The sequence below is a fragment of the Aerococcus sp. UBA6277 genome (genome assembly GCF_002440555.1).
GTDB lineage: Bacteria > Bacillota > Bacilli > Lactobacillales > Aerococcaceae > Aerococcus.
In genome coordinates this window covers 45475-65123 of the sequence record NZ_DJUR01000020.1, presented here as the reverse complement: position 1 = coordinate 65123, position 19649 = coordinate 45475, and the positions used below count along the sequence as shown (strand labels likewise).

General features: G+C 40.4%; 13 protein-coding genes. All 13 read right to left on the bottom strand.

From position 1 onward, the window contains the following. Positions 1-78 precede the first annotated feature (78 nt). Positions 79-2598 carry a 5'-nucleotidase C-terminal domain-containing protein gene (locus B2V22_RS03735; protein ID WP_290490641.1) on the bottom strand — a complete coding sequence of 840 codons (2520 nt, stop codon included), beginning with the start codon at positions 2596-2598 and terminating at the stop codon, positions 79-81. A gap of 183 nt (positions 2599-2781) precedes the next feature. After that, complete coding sequence (locus tag B2V22_RS03730; protein ID WP_111857533.1) at positions 2782-3018, bottom strand: hypothetical protein; 237 nt, start codon at positions 3016-3018, stop codon at positions 2782-2784. A gap of 118 nt (positions 3019-3136) precedes the next feature. Further along, positions 3137-4702 carry a CoA-transferase gene (locus tag B2V22_RS03725; protein ID WP_290490640.1) on the bottom strand — a complete coding sequence of 522 codons (1566 nt, stop codon included), beginning with the start codon at positions 4700-4702 and terminating at the stop codon, positions 3137-3139. 87 nt (positions 4703-4789) lie between these two features. Then, a complete protein-coding gene (locus B2V22_RS03720; RefSeq protein WP_290490639.1) occupies positions 4790-5992 on the bottom strand; it encodes an acyl-CoA dehydrogenase family protein in 1203 nt (400 codons plus the stop codon). 12 nt (positions 5993-6004) lie between these two features. Then, positions 6005-6982, bottom strand: coding sequence for an NAD(P)H-dependent flavin oxidoreductase (locus B2V22_RS03715; RefSeq protein ID WP_290490638.1), 978 nt, complete (start codon positions 6980-6982; stop codon positions 6005-6007). Between the two features lie 103 nt (positions 6983-7085). Beyond that, positions 7086-8030, bottom strand: a complete 945-nt coding sequence (locus tag B2V22_RS03710) for a LysR family transcriptional regulator (protein WP_290490637.1) — start codon at positions 8028-8030, stop codon at positions 7086-7088. 50 nt (positions 8031-8080) lie between these two features. Further along, positions 8081-8866, bottom strand: a complete 786-nt coding sequence (locus tag B2V22_RS03705) for an enoyl-CoA hydratase/isomerase family protein (RefSeq protein WP_290490636.1) — start codon at positions 8864-8866, stop codon at positions 8081-8083. Positions 8867-8950: 84 nt separating this feature from the next. Next, positions 8951-10138 (bottom strand): thiolase family protein, encoded by a 1188-nt coding sequence (locus B2V22_RS03700; protein ID WP_290490644.1) that lies wholly within the window; start codon positions 10136-10138, stop codon positions 8951-8953. 30 nt (positions 10139-10168) lie between these two features. Further along, positions 10169-12427, bottom strand: coding sequence for a 3-hydroxyacyl-CoA dehydrogenase/enoyl-CoA hydratase family protein (locus tag B2V22_RS03695; protein ID WP_290490635.1), 2259 nt, complete (start codon positions 12425-12427; stop codon positions 10169-10171). Between the two features lie 99 nt (positions 12428-12526). Beyond that, the gene (locus B2V22_RS03690) at positions 12527-13732 is read right to left on the bottom strand and encodes an acyl-CoA dehydrogenase family protein (RefSeq protein ID WP_290490634.1); all 1206 of its coding nucleotides are present in this window, start codon (positions 13730-13732) and stop codon (positions 12527-12529) included. Between the two features lie 368 nt (positions 13733-14100). After that, a complete protein-coding gene (locus B2V22_RS03685) occupies positions 14101-15636 on the bottom strand; it encodes a class I adenylate-forming enzyme family protein (protein WP_290490633.1) in 1536 nt (511 codons plus the stop codon). Between the two features lie 240 nt (positions 15637-15876). Further along, the gene (locus B2V22_RS03680; protein WP_290490632.1) at positions 15877-18720 is read right to left on the bottom strand and encodes an FtsX-like permease family protein; all 2844 of its coding nucleotides are present in this window, start codon (positions 18718-18720) and stop codon (positions 15877-15879) included. Between the two features lie 10 nt (positions 18721-18730). Continuing rightward, positions 18731-19432 carry an ABC transporter ATP-binding protein gene (locus B2V22_RS03675; protein WP_290490631.1) on the bottom strand — a complete coding sequence of 234 codons (702 nt, stop codon included), beginning with the start codon at positions 19430-19432 and terminating at the stop codon, positions 18731-18733. Positions 19433-19649 lie beyond the last annotated feature (217 nt).

Here is a 19649-nt window from a genome sequence, read left to right as displayed (position 1 = left end):
CTACTTTAGAGGGAGCATATCATAAAGGAGACAGCCCTCTTTTTGCTTCTTATATTGGTATCAATATATTTGTATCGATTATTTACGTTTGCGTCCTGGTAAGGCTAAACCTAATCCAGCAACGATTGCTGAGAAGGCAAATCCAAAGCCACCTGCAGTAAATCCAGCATTTGGCAATGTGGCCGCAGCCGCTACAGCTGCTTCTTTTTCCTCAGCTTTAGATGATTTACCTGTTGTTTTAGGATCAGCCTTATCTGCTGCTTTATCTGTAGCACCAGCTTCAGTTGATCCTGATTGTCCATCCGTTTTACCTGAAGTCGCTTCTTCTGCCTCACCGCCATTGGTTTCTTCTGCCGACGTTTCTTCTGCCGGCGTTTCCTCTACAGGCGTTTCTTCAACTGGTACTTCTTCACTTGGAACTTCTTCACTTGGAACTTCTTCACTTGGAACTTCTTCACTTGGAACTTCTTCACTTGGAACTTCTTCACCTGGTGTTTCACCAGCTTCAGCAAGTAAAGCTTCGTAGTCAGCAGTTAAGATTGGGATGATTTGGTTTTGTGGTAATGCGTCAGCATAGTCTGCTAAGTTTAAAACGCCAGTTGCCATTGCATCCATCACAACACCGTCTAATGAAGGTCCTTCTTCACGTTCACCAGATAGCATAGTATAGCCGTCTCCACCTTGTGCTAAGAAGTCGTTAGTTGCCATGAAGTAGCTATCACTTGCGTCATCAGCCACTAATTCAAATTCACCTGTTTCACGGTTTAAGATGTAAACACCTAATACACGTTGACCTGCTTCTAATGTTGGGTCGAAGTAGATTTTGATGTCAGAAGATACTTGTAAGAAACCACCTAAAGCCGCTAAGCTTGGCAAGTTTGAGTCTTCATCGATTGCTTCTACAGTGTATTGGCCATCAGAAGATGAATAAGGTTCAGTCACAGTCGCTGCTGAGTAAGCCAATTCAAACATGTCATAAATTGTTTCACCAGTTACTTGGATTTGAGAGATGATATTACCAAATGGTAAGACAGCAATTACGTCGCCTTCAGTGATTGGTTCACCTTGAACGATTTGGTCACGAATACCACCACCGTTGATCATGGCGAAATCAGTTGGATTGTTGAAACCACCGTTACGGCCGTATTCAACCATTGCGTCAGAAACGTAAGTACCTGCGTTTGTTTCGTGTGAACGCGCGTACTCACGAACACCGTTAAACCATATTGGATTTTCTTCAACGATTACACGACCTGTTTCTTCTTCAAAAGCCGTAGAAGCTTCATCAACAATCGCTTGAACTGTTTCATTTGTACGACCAGCAGTTACTTGGTTGCCCTCTTCGTCAAATTCATAACCAATTGTTTCTAAGGCTGTTTGTGCATCCACTAATTGGCCTTCTGTTAATGATGGATCAACAAAGTTCAATGTCACTAACCCAATATTATTTAAAGCAGTACCAGTTTGTTGTAGTAAAACATTACCATAACGTTCATTGGCAAAAGCTGTATGAGAGTGACCATCTAAAACGATAATTTGGTAAGCATCGAATGCTGCAACGTCATCTAAAGCCGTTGCTAAAGCGGTTGAGCGCCATTCTTCATTCGTTGTTGCATCTATACCTAAGTGAGATAAGACGATAAAGGCATCTTCAATTGTTGTTTGGTCTTCGATTAAACGGTTAATTTCATTAATTGTTGTATCAATTGGAGATAAGAATTCAATGTTTTCAACGTTATTTGGATGCGTTTTAGTCGCTGTTTCTGGTGTTGATACCCCAACAACACCTAAGTTATACCCTTGTGTCGCAATGTTTGTAGAAGGTTCAAATACTAACTCTTGGCTATCTGCATATACAGTGTTTACAGATAATACAGGGAAACCAGTTTTGTCTTGATAACCAGTTGCAACATCTTGACCGAAGTCAAATTCGTGGTTACCCACTGCCATTGCGTCATAGCCAGCTTCATTCATCGCTTCAGCCATCGCTGCACCTTCATCATGGTTGGACAAAGGTAAACCTTGGAAAGCATCCCCAGCATCTACAATCACATCTGCGCCAACTTCTTCATAGTATTGGGCTGCATTTGCGATACCAATTACACCGTTAGCTTGTTCAGCACGACCGTGAATGTCATTTGTATGGGCAATGGTAATTTCATCCACACGACCGTCGCCATCAGTATCTACGTCGCTTGCTGCAGTCGTTACAGGTGTTTCAACGGCTACTTCTGACACTGTTAAGTCTTCCGTAATCACGTCTTCAACAACTGGCTCTACAAGTGTTGATTCTTCAACGACAGGTTCAGTAGCTACTTCTTCTGTTGTTTCAGTTACTGCTGAAGATTCTGCTGATTTGCTTGCTACAGTTTCTTCAACTGCTGTTTCACTTGCTGTGGTCTCTTCAGTTGCTGGTACTTCTTCAGCAACCACTTCAGAACTTGTAGCTTCAGTACTTGTGGCATTTGCTGCGGGTGCTTCTGCGACGGCGGTTAATTCTGCCGCTTCAGCTTGAGGTGTAGCTGCTAAACCAACCATACCTGCTGCTGCGATTGATAACACAATACGACTAGTAGAAATAAAATAACGTTTTGACATTTTCTCCTCCTCATATAAAACCAAATAAGTGACTCGCTAATTATATCATACCAAACACATATTAATATTCGTATTTGAATGGTGTAAACTTTATGTAAACGTTATTTTTTTGAGAAAAAAAGCAGATTTCCGAAAAAGGAGATCCGCTTCACTTTATATGTATTGCAAAAAAATATTACTATTTTAGCTACCAAAAGAAACTTTGATATCTTGATCATATTGATTATCTAGCATACCACGTTGGCAGTATGCGATGTCGTCTTCAATGCGGCAAATCTTAACCAATTCGTTTTGAACGAATTCGCCGTCAGGAATTGCACTCTTTGCCTTGTAAACCATTTGATCCACTAAGACGCGGATTTCGCCGGATTGATCCTTTGTCACAGGTTCAACGACAATTGCTACCCTATTCATCAACATTACTATCTCCTAAATATCTTAATTCAGCCATCAGTCCACCCCATTTTATATGCTTTACAGAGCCCTGTCAAATATTGATAGCATGGGCTTTTGACATTATTCCCTCACCAAAAACTCATTATTGTACCTGACCATTCTTCAGAGACCAGGCTTCTGCAAATAAATGGCTGTCCATTACTTTCAAATCATCCGCTACAACTGGGCTGAATCCCATTTGATCGAGAATGTCCTTTTGCAAGTCTAGACCAGGTGCCAATTCAGTTAAAACCAATTTCGCCTCCTTATCCAATTCAAACACCGCTCTATCAGTTACAATGGTTATTTTCTTACCCGCCTTAACTGCGTTTAACCCATTGAACGTAATATAGGATAGGGGGTCCGTAAATTTACTTTTACTTCCTTGATCATCAATGACTAGTTGGTTATTTTCAATATGACTTTTATCTTTCACCATAAAAGGACCTACAAAAATAATTTGCTTTGCCCCTTCCGCAATGTCCATCATACCACCAGGACCCATAATACGGTTACCTAATAAAGTCGTATTCACATTGCCATTTTGATTTATTTCACCAAATCCAAGTATTGTTGTCTCTAGACCGCCACCATGGTATAGGTCGAACATGTCACCAGAGTTAATGACTGCCTCTGCATTATAATTTGGTCCATAGTCAAAACCTGGAGCAGGCACCCCACCAACAGCTCCTAAATCTGTGGTGAAATGATATTGATCCAGTAAATGGGCTTCATAGAATAAATTAGATACCATACAAGGCAGTCCAACGCCTATATTAATAATAGAATCCTGCTTCAATTCCAAAGCTGCCCTACGTGCAATCACCAATTTAGGGGACAACGGTCCTGGTTTTATTGGTAAATGATGGCTACGAATTTCATTTGAAAGTAACGGATTATAACTGGTAGCAAAAGTTTGTTGATGATACTCAGCTGTGCCCTTATACACATAATCCACTAAAATTCCTGGTACAAGAACGGATTTAGCCTGGAGACTATCTTTTTTAACTACTTGTTCAACTTGAGCAATGACGATTCCACCAGAATTCTTTGCAGCAATAGCCATTGTTAACGCTTGAAGATTCATAGGTTCATGCGTGAAAGCCAAGTTCCCCTTCTCATCAGCATAAGTTGCTTTAATGACGGCCACATCAATACCAATGTTTTTATAAAATAACCACTCTTCTCCTTGTAGTGTTTCAACTGTCATTAAGTCTTCTTGCTGACGAGCTTTATCAGACATTTTTCCGCCAGATTGACGAGGGTCTACATAGGTATCAATTCCTACTTTCGTCCACACACCTGGTCCTTTCTCCGCGGCATTTCGATAAAGTAAACCAATCGTGCCTTGCGGTATAATAAATAGTTCAATTTGATTATCCAAAGCAGCTTGCCCAGTTAATGGGGCTCCGTGGATATGTGACCCGATATAGCGTTTGAGTAATCCAGGTGCTAGCAATAAGTCAATTCCCGTTCCCTCACCGCGACTGAGTCCTGCAACTGATATCACCGTAATGTCTTTTGGATGACTGGTTTGCTCATATTGATAACGTAAGGCACCAAAAAATTCCTCCGCCAAACCGCCAATACCACTAGTTGTAAAAGCAATGCGTGCCTCATCTTTCACTAAGGTGACAATTTCTGTTACTGAACGTACCTTACTTTTCATAGTCCACCTCTAAATTCTTTTTAATGCTTCAATAAAAATAGCGGACTAAGTTTTCGCACCCGGTCCGCCAAAAGACTTTTAAACAAACTATACAAAGGCGCTAAACCCTGTTAAATGTCGCCCTATAATCAAACTATTCACTTCATGTGTCCCTTCATAGGAATAAATAGCTTCTGCATCGCCAAAATATCTTGCGACTTCCGTATCAACAGTAATACCATTTCCTCCGCAAATTTCTCTACCCAATGCGACAGTTTCCCTTAATAAGCGCGCATTTTGCATTTTAGCAATCGATGCTGGCACTTCAGCATATTTCCCCTCAGTTTGAAGCTCAGCTAAGCGATAAGACAAGGATAAGCCAGTTGCGGCATTCGCTTGCATCCTCGCTAATTTTTCCTGGGTAATTTGGAATTGGCTAACTTTTTTACCGAATTGCTCTCGCTGTCCCGTGTATCTCAAAGCCGCTCTCAAGGTACCCGCATGCCCACCTGCCGTAATATGGGAAACGTCTGCACGCGTTGCGTAAAGGATACGCGAAACATCTCTGAAGGATTGAATTTTAGGTAGTCTAAAGGCCTCAGCTACCTGTACATTCTTTAAATGAATATGGCCATTTTGTACCAGTCTTAGGGCTATTTTCCCATCAATCTTCTCTACAGTAAGCCCTTCGGTTGCAGTTGATACCATGAAGCAAAGAATATCATTATTTTCTGGGTTCCGGGCAAATACTGGTATGAAATCAGCTGAACCTGCGCCGCCAATCCACCGTTTCTCACCATTTAGTAGCCAGTTATCGCCATCTCTTAAAGCTGTTGTCGCCATACCACCAGCAATATCAGATCCATGGTCGGGCTCTGTTAGGGCAAAACAAGTCTGCCATTCAAAACTAGTAAATTTTGGTGCAAAATAATCAATTTGTTCCTGACTTCCGCCTAGTAGTAAGGTAGTAAAGCCTAGCCCCGCATGGACAGTCATAAAGGTCGCTAAGGACATATCCGTCCTAGCCAATTCATAATAACGGAAAAGATTAAAATATTCGCTCACTTTATATGGGCGCTGTTCTTCTTTGAATAAATCAGGATGGTTCATTAAACCTAGGTCGCCGACCGCTTTAAAGCCCTCAAAAGGAAAAGTCTCTTGTTTCCAGTGCTGTTTTAAAGTAGGCGCTATTTGGTTTTCTAATACTTGACGCAATTTACTCAACAATTCAACTTCTATTTCAGTTAATTTTTGGCTGAATCCGTATACGTCCTCAGGATATAAATCTGAAAGTATCTGCTGTTTATCCATATGCCTACCCTCCTACTTAAATACAGCCGAAAGGTTAGTCATATAGGCATGTCGTTCTTGGAAACCATTAATCAGTTCCTCAAATATTTCATCAACTGTCATAATCTCGTTAATCCGCCCCACACCTTGACCCATGCTGAGTTGCGCATGTTGGACATCCCCATTTTGCATCGCTTCATAAGACCTACGCCCAGAAATCAAAGGCATTAGTGTTTCTAGTGTCGCGCCGTCTTTTTCTGCTTGAAGGATTTCTTGAGCCATTTCATTATTCGCCACACGCATAGCATTTCTTAAAGAGGTCATTGTTAAAACAGTTCCATTTTCTGGTATCTGTAATAAGGCCTGCCGATAAGTCTCCGAAGCATTCACTTCTGGTGTTGCCAGAAATCTAGTGGACATTAAGACACCATCTACACCTAAAGCCATAGCGGCATATAGGCTTTTACTGTCCACAATCCCCCCAGCAGCCAATACAGGTACAGACATTTTCTCTACCGCTTTAGCCCAAAGTACTGGACCAGAAACAAGGTCTACTCCCGGATGGCCACCACCTTCAGCACCAACAAAGGCAATGATATCCGCACCATCTTCCTGTGCCGCTAACCCATGTCGGATAGAAGTAACTTTATGAATCACTTTAATCCCAGCATCTTTCAATGGTTGGATAAAGTTTCTTGGTCGTTGACCAGAAGTTTCAACTACTGGTACCCCCTCTTCAACCAAGACTTGAATATAATCCATAATCACTTGTGGCATGGCTACTTCAGGTACTAATGAAATGTTGAAGCCAAAGGGTTTATCAGTTAAAGATTTCATTTTTTGGACTTCAGCTCTTAAACTATCGACATCCGGGAAAGCCATGGACGGTACTATACCAAGTCCACCAGCATTTGACACAGCTGAAGCAAGTTCAGCCAGCGACATATACTGCATTCCCCCTTGGATAATTGGATACTGAATATTGAGCATTTCAGTGACACGCGTTTGCATATTGGATCGCTCCTTCTCATATTAACGATTAGAGGTTATCAAATAGGCCTGCACTTATCATGAAAGTTCATTGTCCGTACCGTATTTATCTAATAACCACTAATTAAGCTTCATCTAGAAAATCATATTTAAGACTTTCATTTTCTAGATAGAAATTCTCTAAAATAGATTGGTAAACAAAGTTTTCAACTTTTGAATACCCTGCTTTTTTCTCACGTACTAAGGTTGGAATATAAGGAATAGGATCTTCAAATCGTTTCTCCACAATCCCCATCTGATTTAATTTTGAAATAAATAAACTAAAATATACTGTTGGTAATAGCGCCACCAATTGATTATAGAGGACTGTTTCAATCATGTAATCCCAAGAACCTGAAGTAAACAATTGAATCGCCTTAGAATCATGGGTACGTAATTTTTCCCTAACCAAATCGTGCACAATGTCTTCCTTGTTATAAGTAACATAATGATAGCCATCTAGATGTAACCATTTAAGTAGGCGTTTCGTCCTTAAAGGATGGTCTGGTCCCATAAAAGCCACAATTTCTGTTCTCACTAATTGATGTGATTCATATTTATTTTCATCTAATATCTCAGGTGGTACTAGGACTGCCATATGAATCATATTATCTTGTAGCATCTGGTATAAATCATTGGTCCCAGCTTCCACAATTTCAATGTGGGCATCTGGATTTTCAATGAGGAATTGTGGAATAAACTTATTAAAGAAAAACCTTAAGTAAGTTGGGTGAATCCCAATCTTGATGCGCCCCTTGTGGACGAGCGATTCTTTCTCAATCACTTGTTCTAGATTGCTGTATTGATTCAGGACCTTTAAGGCTGAACTATAAACGCGCATCCCCGATTCTGAAACGCTTACAATTCTTCCGTTCTTTCGGTTAAAGAGAGACACACCTTGCTGTTTTTCAAAGTTTTTAATAAATTGGCTTAGCGCTGACTGTGAGACAAAAAGGTTATCTGCGGCAACTGTTAAATTACCATTTGATTTTACAATTTCCACAAAATACTGCATTTGGTTGATGTCCATATTTATTGGCCCCTTTACGTTTCTTCTTGCCAATAGTTTAACATACCAGGCTATTTTCCTTTAAACTGAGGCTTTCTTTTCGCTAAGAAAGCAGTTACTGCCTCGCGGTGATCTTCAGTTAAGGAAGCCTTACGCATATATTTCGCTTCTAATTGGTTATTCTCTAAAGCTTGTGGATATTGTAGGTCATACATTATTGCTTTTTGATAAGCTATAGCTACAGAAGGACTAGCAACAAAACAACTAGCCAAGTCCAAAGCGGATGCTAGTAAATCTGCATCCGGCACTACTTGATAGGTTAGGCCATATTTTTCAGCTAACTCAGCTGTGATGGGTTCATTTAACATAACATGACGATTGGTACGGTAGGTCCCAATTGACTCACTCAAATTAAACAGTAAGCTAGTATCCCCTGGAAAAGCCATCTGAATGAAGGCTGTCACTAATTGTGCGTTTTCTCCCATCAGGATAAAATCACAAGCTAAGGCTAAGCCTAACCCAGCACCAGCTGCTACACCGTTTACAGCCGCAATCACTGGTTTAGACGACCTACGAACTGCTGCAACCATTTCTCCCGTTTTAATCACACCTGATTCGGGAATACCTTCACCAGACGCCGCCAAGTCTTTAAATTGGCGAATATCACCACCAGCGCAGAAGTATTTTCCAGCCCCTGTAATTACAATCGCCTTTACATCTGGGTTCTCTTCGACGGATGCTACAGCATCAATCACTTCCTGATAAGTTGTTTCAGAAAAGGCATTGCCGGAAGCTTCACGATTAAAGGTAATCCTTGCAATTTGGTTCTCGATGGTAAATAAAATTGTTTCAAACATTGATTTACTCCTTTGCAAAATGGGCGAAGGACTAGCCAAGCTAATAGAATTCCAATAACTTAGCGAGTCCTTATACCATCTTGTCTAGTGAATATACTCAAAGATACCAGCAGCACCCATACCAGCACCTATACACATAGACACCATGCCGTACTTACTATCTTCACGCTTGCCCATTTCAGCTAGTAACCTTGATGTTAAAATCGCACCTGTTGCCCCTAAAGGATGTCCCAGGGCAATCGCTCCACCATTCACATTGGTGATGGATTGATCAATACCTAATTCACGAATTGACGCTAAAGCTTGGGAGGCAAAGGCCTCGTTTAACTCAATTAAATCTAAATCATCTAAAGTTAAGCCAGTAAGTTCTAAGACCTCTGGAATGGCATAGGCTGGGCCAATCCCCATATATTTTGGATCAACGCCAACAGCCTTAAAGCCAACAAAACGAGCAATTGGTTTAACCCCTAATTCTTTAACTTTATCGCCTGACATTAAGACAACAAAACTTGCACCATCAGAAATTTGTGAAGCTGTTCCTGCTGTTACAGAGCCATCTGCCTTAAAGATTGTCCGTAATTTTCCTAAAGTTTCCATTGAAGACTCTGGTCGAATCCCTTCATCTTGATCAAATATTTTTTCTTCTACTCGTGGACCATGTTCTGTATAGCGCACTTTATGGGTAGTAACCGGTATAATCTCATCCTCAAAACGACCAGAAGTTTGTGCTTTGTGGGCCCGGCGATGACTTTCTACACCAAATGCATCCTGGTCTTCGCGACTAACCTTGTATTTACTTGCTACATTTTCAGCAGTTAACCCCATTGGATAAGACACACCCGAATCTTCTGTTTGTAAGGTTGGGTTATTTGTTGGTTCATTCCCACCCATCGGAACTGCACTCATAAACTCAACACCACCAGCTACTAGCACATCTGATTGGCCAGCCATAATAGCATTAGCTGCTATAGCAATTGTTTGCAATCCCGATGAACAATAGCGGTTCACTGTTTGACCAGCAACTGTATAAGGTAATCCCGCCCGTAAGGCAATTGTACGGGCAAAGTTCATCCCTTGCACACCTTCTGGAAAGGCTGATCCGACAATGACATCCTCAATTAAAGCTGGATCAAAGTCACCTTCAATACGGTCAATGACCCCTTTTAATACTTCAGCAGCAACATCATCTGGACGATCATTGGCTAGGGCCCCATTCGGCCGCCCTTTACCAATCGCTGATCGGCCATAAGAAACGATATAAGCATCTTGCATCATTCGTTCATTCCTTCCTAATTTCATCCACTAGTTTCGTAATGGTTTACGTGTTTCTAACATATAGGCAATCCGTTCATATGTTTTTTGGTTGTTCGCTAATCTAAGGAAATGCATTTTTTCTAGATGTTGTAACCAATCTTGGTTAACAAATGTTCCCTCAGGTAAGTCCCCACCTGTCATAATTTCTGCAACGGTTAACCCTAATTCCATATCATAGTCACTGATAAAATGGCCTAGTCGCATCGCATCTAATTGACCTTCCACAACCGCTTTGAAGCTAGTACCTAGAATTGGGAAGTTCACTTTAGTTCGTGGAATATAGTTCGTTTTAGCTAAATAAGTTAACTTGTCTAAGGCAATCTCCACTACGCTATCACTAGCTGCCACAATATCATCAGACTGTCTTAGATAGTATTTATCTCTGGCTTCATAAGCTGACATCGATACATCACCAGAAGCTACGCGCGTAATGACATCGCCTAGAATACGCATTTTCGCATCTTTTTGGATTGGCATATTCATTACACGTTCAGTTAATTCCGCTAATCCACCGCCACCAGGGATTAGACCAACACCCACTTCAACTAAACCAATATAAGATTCAGCCGCTGCTACAACATAAGGTGAAGCTAGAACTAGTTCTGCCCCTCCACCAAGTGCACGCCCACGGACAGCCGTTACAATTGGTTTTGATGCGTAACGAACGCTATTAACCGCTTTATGTAATTCACTAATCGTTTGGCCAATTAACTCATCAACCCCGTCAGATTCAATTGCTTCCTTCATCATATTCAAATTAGCTCCTGGACTGAAATGCGGCCCATTTGAATAGATCACCATACCAACATAGTCGCCAGACTCTAATTCATCGACTGCTTTAATCAATTCAGTCGATAAATCCCCTGTGATTGTGTTATTTGGTGTATGGAAATTAAATAATAACTGATCTCCATTTATAACACTTAAAGTAGATGCATCTGTTTGCCAAATATTTTCATCTGTTTTTTCACTCATTGGCGTAATATTCTCAAGTATTTCCCCTTTTTGGTAGAATGGCTCATCTCGATGATCTACCCATTCAGGTAGGGGACCAATCTCTTTTTCAATACGTTTTTTAACCCGTTCAAAGCCCATTAAATCCCAGAGTTGGAAGGGACCCATTTTCCAATTGTAACCCCAAACCATTGCCCGGTCGATATCTTTGTAATCTGCTGCCGCTTTAGGTATATTATTGGCTGCATAATAGAAGGTACTCGCTAAAGTTTCCCAAAGTAACTTACCAGCTGTATCTGTAGATTTAAAAATGATATCCATATTATTTTTTAAATTACTTGAAAACTCAGCTAAAATTGGTAAGTTAGGTTTTTCAACTGGTTTATAAGTCAATGTTTCTGGATCTACCACTAAACGTTGACGCCCTTCTTTCTTATAAAAACCATGACCAACCTTATTACCTAAAGCCCCTGCTTCAACCAATTTGCCAATTAAAGTAGGTTGGTTGAAATATGGTTGTTCGCTTGGATCTTGCGTCAAGCCTCCAACTACAAAAGTACCCACATCATTCCCTACTAAGTCGGATAAACCATAAGTCCCAGTGCGTGGTCGCCCAAGTACTTTTCCTGTTAAGGCATCTACTTCCGTGATTGACAAGCCGTCACGTTCAGCTCGGTACATAATGTCATTCATAGAATGGGTGCCCGTTCTATTAGCGATGAAGGCTGGTACATCATTGGCTATAACTACCCCTTTACCTAATTTTTTCTCAGTAAAGACTTTTAATTGATTAACCGTCGCTTCAGAAGTGAATTCAGTTGGAATCAATTCCACCAATTTCATATAGCGTGGTGGATTAAAGAAGTGCATACCTAAGAATCGTTCACGTTCAGCCCCTTTAAAAACTTTAGCAATTGCCTCAATTGGGATACCAGAAGTATTTGTCGCTAGAATGGCTTCTGGTTTAGCAACGGCAGCAATCTTTTCCCAAATTGCGTGCTTAATCTTGATATCTTCTTTAACTGCTTCAATAAAAATATCGGCATCTGAAGGTTCCTTTAAGTCATCATCAAAATTCCCGTAAGTTAAGTTACCTTGAAATTGACTTTGATATAACATCGGTTTCTTGCGGTCAGTGATACGGTCATAGCCAGACTTAGAAAGTTTATTGGGTTCATTTTCATCGATGACAACATCTAATAATTGTACTTTCAATCCCGCATTTACGAGTAAGGCGGCAATTTGACTCCCCATGACACCAGCTCCGAGAACGGTCGCTTTTGTAATTGTCATTGTATTTCCCTCCATCTTTGATCAATTTTCTAAAAATAAGAGATTGGGCAGATTATTTGAACTGTCTACCCGGCTCTTTATTATTGTCAGTTTAAATTACTAATTAAATGCTGCTTGTCCGGTTAAGGCACGACCAATGACTAAAGCATTTACTTCGTGCGTTCCTTCATAGGTGTAGACGGCTTCTGCATCTGCAAAGAATCGAGCAATATCATTGTCTACTACAATCCCGTTACCTCCACAGATTCCGCGTCCCATCGCCACTGTTTCCCGAAGTCTTAATGCATTCATCATTTTACCGACTGAAGTTACTACCTCGTTGTAGTCACCTTCCTCTTGTTGACGTGCAATTTGTGAACATAGAGCCATTGCAGCAGTTAAATTTCCTTGCATCATGGCTAATTTTTCTTGTACTAATTGATAATTCGAAATTTCTTTACCAAATTGCTTACGCTCAGTGACATATTTCAAGCTAGCTTGTAATGCCCCAGCCATCGCACCGGTGGCCATGTTGGCAACTCCTGCACGTGTTGAATATAAAACTTTCGCAATATCTTTAAATGAATTGATATTTTGTAGTCGATCACTTTCAGCTACTTCAACATCTTTCAAATGGATATTAGCATTTGGCACAATTTTTAGAGCAATTTTATTTTGAATTACATCAATATCCAAACCAGCTTGTCCCGCCTTAACAATGAAGCATTTTGGTTTCCCAGTTTCTTCATCACGGGCAAATACTGGAATCACATCAGCAACGGATGCCCCCCCAATCCAACGTTTCTCACCATTAATGATCCACTTATCTCCTTCACGTCTAGCACTCGTTTCTAGACCCCAGGCTACGTCAGAACCGTGGTTTGGTTCGGTTAAAGCGAAGCAAGTACGTAATTGGTGGCTAGCTAATTGTGGAATGTATTTTTGGACTTGCTCTGGGCTCCCACCAAATAGGAAGGTATTAAAACCTAAACCAGTATGTACACCCAATAAGGTATTCAAGGAAACATCAAAGCGTGATAGGGTAAAAGCGAAGAAGAATTGGAATAATTGACTAGTTGTCTTTTTACCTTCACGACCTTCAAATAACAGCGGGTTATCAAAATATCTTAATTTCCCCATATCTTCAAAGAATCCTTTTGGCTCCGTTTCACTTACCCACGCCTCATTTAATCCACTACGGTATTTACTTTCTAATAATTCAACCAACTGTCTTAAAATTTCAATTTCTCCATCAGTTAAACCACTTGAAATCTTTAAGATATCTTCTGGGAATAACGCTTTTAATACTGCTTCTCTATTTTCCATGAGGTAAACACTCCTTATTATTTATATATAGATCAATTGTCACGCTGGTTTTGCTTAATTGAATATTTTCTAGTAAAACTAACAAAGATGATATCGCTTACAAGTTCATGATAATACCAACAAGGTGTAAAGAAAAATAAGCCTCATTAATACGGACTATGAGCAATACTAATAGTTATTGTAAACGCTTTCTTAAAAGGCATTATTAACAATAGCTATAAGTTGAACTAATAATTATTATTAAAAAACGGAATACAAAATCCTCTATATAGTTGATTTTTACAAGCAATCATTATTAGATAAATTTAAAAGCAAATAAAAAAAGCACTAGGAAAATAAGCCTCCTAGTGCCTAAATGAATGTTTATTTTAGCTACCTGCGCTTGCTGTCAAATTTTCTTTAGCGTGTGCTGCCATCATACGGCTAAGTTCTAGACGGTCTGGTTTACCAACTGAGTTAACTGGAATTTCATCAATTTCCATGTAAAGTTTTGGTGTCTTATAACCGGCAAGTTTTTCCAAGCAGAATTGATCTAGTACCTCTTGGAACTGGTCTGCGCCTTCAACCTCTTTATTGACCATGATCGCTGCTGAAACAGATTCACCAAATTTTGGATGTTCAAATCCAAGTACAATAGCTGATTTAACCAATGGATGCTGGGTTAATACAGCCTCAACTTCAGACGGTAGGACATTTTCCCCACCAGTAATAATCAATTCTTTCAAACGATTGACTAAAGTCATTTCACCATGTTCGTTTAAGTAAGCTAAATCCCCAGTTCTAAAATAGCCATCGTGGAAAGCTTTGGCATTTTCTTCAGGCAGCTTCCAATAACCAGGTGTTACGTTCTTCCCTTTCACCAACAATTCACCAATTTCACCTTGCGGTAATGGGTGCATCTCATCATCTACAACGATCATTTCATCAAATAAAAGAGGAGAACCAATTGTAGCTGGGCGCTCATTAGCGCGTTGACTAGTATTAAATGTTAGTAAAGGCGCTTCGGTTAAGCCGTAGGCATTAATAATCATTTTACCCATTTGTTGGAAAACTTTTTGCACAGCTGGTAATGGTGGTGACCCCCCTGCGACTAATAAGTCTACGCTCATTAAGTTTTCTGGTTTAAAGTCAGGTGACGCGATAATACCGTAGTACATGGTTGGAATCATGACCAGTACATTTGGTTTGTAGGTACGGATCCAATCGTTAATGGTTTCATAGTTGAAGTAGCGTTCTAAGACTAATTGACCACCTACAACTAACATAGGTATTGCAATATCAATAAAACCTAAAATGTGGAACATTGGTGTTGACCCAATTGTTACCCAGTCTTCACTCATTCTCCAAGAAGTGATTTGATTAAATACATTATTTAAATAGCTTTCATGGGTATGGATGACACCTTTTGGACGACCAGTTGATCCGGAGGTATAAATTAATAAAATCGGATCTTGCCAATCAACAGACACACTATCAAAAGCTTGATGGTTACTTACATCCATCATTTGATTGTATTCAGCCTCGTCCACATTGTACTTGATGTAAGCGTCAGGTACTTCTGAAAGGCGGTCTAAATGGTTCGTGGCATATAAAATATATTCAATACCTGCATCTTCTACCACTCGGGCGATTTCTACTGGTTTTAACCGCCAGTTGAGTGGCACAAAGACTGCACCAATCTTAATTGCCGCTAACAACATATCAATAATAGCAATATCGTTAGGAGCAAAAGTGGCAATCCGGTCTCCCTTTTTGATGCCTGCATCCTCTACCAAGTGCCGAGCTAAAATTTCCGCTCGTTGATTTAAATCTTGATAGGTAAATTCCGTGTGTTTCAATGGATCAATCACCGCCACCTTTTCAGGGGAAGTAATTGCGCGCGTTTTAATCCAGTCCAAATTCATTGTTTATCTCTCCTTAAACATTAGAATTTGTAAGCGCTATCATCTTTTGTTACTCTCATTTTACTAAAAACTCAAGCCATGTCTAGAAAATCCTTTAATTTTTAAGGAATTAAAGGAGAAGATGAGACACAAAAGCCTAATATTAGGGGTTTACTTAAAACAATATTGTATGAAATTTGGTAGATTTAATGATTTTGCCCATAAAAAATAAGACCGGAATTAAATCCGGTCCTACTTTTATTAATCTTCTTCTTTTAGTGCTGATACCATTTCCACTTTCTTCAATTTGTAGTGCATGAAGATCATGACCACAAGGGAAAATGCTAAGGTAATCAGACTTGCGTATAGGTAAGATTGCCATTGTATCACAATCGGGAAGAATACTTGATCGATTGCCACTGTATTTAAGATATAGCCTAGTAAGCCGTAACCTAAGAAATTCCCAATGATAATCCCAACCATGGTTAAGAATAAGGTTTCTCGATAAACATACATGCTGACTTCAAGTGACCGGAATCCTAGCACCTTAACTGTCGCCAATTCGTGCATACGTTCTGACACATTAATATTGGTTAATGAGTAAAGGACGATAAAGGCCAAGCCTCCTGCAGAAATAATCAAGACGACGGTAACCAAATCAAGGGCTGATAGGGTTTCTTCAAAGTCCGTGATTTGACTAGCGTTTAAACTTGTCCCAATGACGCCAGCTTTTTCTTTGACTTGGTCAAAGATTGCGGATTGGTCGCTAGTGGATAAGCCACTATCAAATTGAACAAGGGCTGTGTTGTCTTCATTTTCTTCATCGAATACCTCTTGATAGTAAGCGTCTGTCATGTACATTTCATGACCTAGATAGTTGGTAATAACGCCTTTTATAGAAAATTCATAAGGATCGCTATTGGTATCCACTAAGGTCACTGTATCTCCTGCTTGAACGCCTAACAATGAGGCTAGTTTAGCGGTGATAAGGACACCTTCTTCAGGTAAGGATAATTGATTCTCAGTGTCTAATTCCTGCATTTGGAAGTAGTCATGGTAGTTGCTGTCTGATTCAAAGGCCATAACACTTACAATTTGTTGGGTGATTGAATCGTCATCGGTCATCAGAACATCACGAGTCAGTGGTAAAACGTCCTCTACGTCGTCATTAGCTGTTAAATCGGTCACTACTTGGTCGCGATCTTCTTGACTGGCAACCATATTAAGCGAAAGGCTCCCGTCATACATTTTCACTTGGCTAAATTGTTCGTCCGGTAGACCTGAAATAGAGTCAGATAGACCGAATCCAGTGACAATCAACATGGCACATCCGGCAACCCCGATAATGGTCATCAAGTTACGCCCTTTATAGAGAAAGATGTTCCGCCAAGTGATTTTGCCTTGGAAACTCAAGCGGGACCAAAACCCTTTAAGTCTTTCTAGGAAAATGTGTTGGCCATTCTTACCAGTAATAGGTTGCAATAAGCGGGCGGTCTTCTCGTTCAGAGTCGTTCTAGTGGTCAACCAAGCTGGTACAACAGTCGTCAACAAGGAAATCCCTACTGCGATTGAGATGTCCATAATTTGCCAAGTGTACATCATGCCAGGTAAGGCGACGGTATTGGAGAAGGCAGTCACAATGATATTCGGGAATAGATAGTTACCGATTGAAATACCGATGACCATCCCTAAAATAGCAGCCACTCCCGCATACATAATATACTTGGTTTGAATCGTTCGTGGGCTATAACCTAAGGCTTTATATGTCCCAATTTGAACCCGTTGCTCCGTTACCATCCGTTGCATGTTGGTAAAGGAAACTAAAGCTGCAATCAGGAAGAAAATAATTGGGAAGGCTTGGCCAATTGTCGCCATGTTATCTGCATTATTTTCCCAAGCGGTGTAGCCTGAGACGGCAGAACGGTCGTTAATCGTATATGTCGGTTTATCTAAATCAGCCACTGTTGATTTAGCGTCCGCAATATCTGCTTCAGCGCTAGACAAGGATTCTTCAGCTTCCTGACTTTCACTTTCATATTCATTTCTTGCTTGGTTTAACTCACTTTGAGTTGAATCAAGACTTGCTTGACCAGCTTGTAATTGAGCGGCCACACTAGACATACCTGCTTGTTCTAAGGATACACCTTCTGGTAGTTGCGACTCTACTTGACTTTTCTGTTGGTCTAGTTGACTTTGGTTGTCATCAATTTCTGATTGTGCTCGGTTTAATTCACTTTCGCCAGACGCTAATTCTGATCTAGCAGAGTCAATTTCCGCTTCTCCAGAAGAGATTTCTGATTCTGCTTCAGATACAGTCTGGTTATAGACTTCACTTGGTCGGTCGGCGAATACGTCTTCAATTTCTGATTGCTTGTCTGCGATGACTTGATTGTACTCGTCTGAATAGGCCTCTAAATCATCTACAGAGGTCACGTCAATAGCGATACTGGTATAAATATCCCCATTAATCGCTTCAGGTGCAACCACCGCAAAACCGTTTAATTGCCCGTCTCCAAGCACTGTCGCACCGCGGCTAACATTTGAAATTTGCAGGGGTGAGTTCACATATCCAACAATGGTAAAAGTCTCACCTGAAAGAGCTGGCGCACCACTTTCATCATCTTCTGAATCAACGCCTAAAGCAGTTAAACTGATCTCTTGACCAATTTGGTAGTCTTCCTCATTGGCTAATTGGTTATCAATGGCGATTTCATCGGTCGCTTCAGGTAACCGTCCTTCTTGGACATCAAATTGGTTGATATCTGATGTTTCATTGAAGTTTGGATAGAAACGGATTAAATCATGACTCGTAGCAATCTGACGGTCAACATAGGCATAAGGTTGATATTCAATATCTTCCACATCTTCCAATAAGGCTAAATCATCCTCGTCTAGCCCCATGGTTGACTGAATAGACATATCTTCTAAGTTGGTTTTGTTAAAATACTTATCCGCTATTGCAATCATATCTGGTGCAGCAGCACGGATACCCACGAAGAAGCCTGTTCCCAAGGCGATAATCAGCAAGAGCGCTAAAAAACGCCCCAGAGTATTCTTAATCTCGCGAAAGCCGTCTAACCATATTTTTCGATTCTTCATTTTCATCAAGCACCACCTACCATTCAATATCTTGAATTGGCATTGGTTGTGCATTTAATTCCTGTGACGAGACAGTGCCATCATTGATTTTGATGACACGGTCAGCCATCGGTGCAATCGCCTGGTTATGGGTGATGACAACAACAGTTGTCCCCTGTTCATTGGTTAAATCTTGTAAGAATCCTAACACCTTTTTCCCAGTTTCATAATCTAAAGCACCCGTTGGTTCATCACATAGTAATAACTTTGGATTTTTCGCAATCGCACGGGCGATCGATACACGTTGCTGTTCCCCACCTGATAATTGTGAGGGGAAATTGTCCTTGCGGTGGTATAAGCCAACTCCTTGCAATGCATCCTTGGCCGCTAATGAATTATCCGAAATTTCTTCAGACACCTCTACATTTTCAATAGCCGTTAAGTTAGGGATTAAGTTATAGTTTTGGAAAATGAAGCCCACTTCGTCACGCCGGTATTCGGTTAACCCTTTCTCGTCATATGAAGCGATGTTTTTATCCGCTACTAAAACTTCACCCGAAGTGACTGCATCCATCCCACCTAGAATATTTAAAAGCGTTGATTTCCCAGCACCAGAAGGGCCTAGAATGACAACAAATTCCCCTTCTTCAATTTCTAAATTTACGTGGTCATTGGCTAAAATTGCGGTATTCCCTGTTCCGTATTGTTTTACAACATCCTTTAAGTGAATGTAAGCCACTATACAACACCATACTTTCCTTTTTAAATTACCCTAATTCTTCGTCTTTTCGCCCAATTCCTTTTAATCATATACTATTTGGTCAGGCAAAATCAAAGAATCGAAACATTTAATTTAAGTTATCAAAAAATACGATCTCATGAATTTTATGATTTTTAAATTAAATATTTCGTTCAATCCCCGGGGTGGTTTGCCGGTTGGGATGCGTTTTGAGGTT

What these genes read in the sequence shown, in the direction of transcription:
- B2V22_RS03700 (WP_290490644.1), bottom strand. Translation starts at nt 10,138, where the DNA reads ATGCAAGATGCTTATATCGTTTCTTATGGCCGATCAGCGATTGGTAAA.
- B2V22_RS03690 (WP_290490634.1), bottom strand. Translation starts at nt 13,732, where the DNA reads ATGGAAAATAGAGAAGCAGTATTAAAAGCGTTATTCCCAGAAGATATC.
- B2V22_RS03725 (WP_290490640.1), bottom strand. Translation starts at nt 4,702, where the DNA reads ATGAAAAGTAAGGTACGTTCAGTAACAGAAATTGTCACCTTAGTGAAA.
- B2V22_RS03685 (WP_290490633.1), bottom strand. Translation starts at nt 15,636, where the DNA reads ATGAATTTGGACTGGATTAAAACGCGCGCAATTACTTCCCCTGAAAAG.
- B2V22_RS03680 (WP_290490632.1), bottom strand. Translation starts at nt 18,720, where the DNA reads ATGAAAATGAAGAATCGAAAAATATGGTTAGACGGCTTTCGCGAGATT.
- B2V22_RS03735 (WP_290490641.1), bottom strand. Translation starts at nt 2,598, where the DNA reads ATGTCAAAACGTTATTTTATTTCTACTAGTCGTATTGTGTTATCAATC.
- B2V22_RS03705 (WP_290490636.1), bottom strand. Translation starts at nt 8,866, where the DNA reads ATGTTTGAAACAATTTTATTTACCATCGAGAACCAAATTGCAAGGATT.
- B2V22_RS03720 (WP_290490639.1), bottom strand. Translation starts at nt 5,992, where the DNA reads ATGGATAAACAGCAGATACTTTCAGATTTATATCCTGAGGACGTATAC.
- B2V22_RS03710 (WP_290490637.1), bottom strand. Translation starts at nt 8,030, where the DNA reads ATGGACATCAACCAAATGCAGTATTTTGTGGAAATTGTAAAATCAAAT.
- B2V22_RS03695 (WP_290490635.1), bottom strand. Translation starts at nt 12,427, where the DNA reads ATGACAATTACAAAAGCGACCGTTCTCGGAGCTGGTGTCATGGGGAGT.
- B2V22_RS03715 (WP_290490638.1), bottom strand. Translation starts at nt 6,982, where the DNA reads ATGCAAACGCGTGTCACTGAAATGCTCAATATTCAGTATCCAATTATC.
- B2V22_RS03730 (WP_111857533.1), bottom strand. Translation starts at nt 3,018, where the DNA reads ATGTTGATGAATAGGGTAGCAATTGTCGTTGAACCTGTGACAAAGGAT.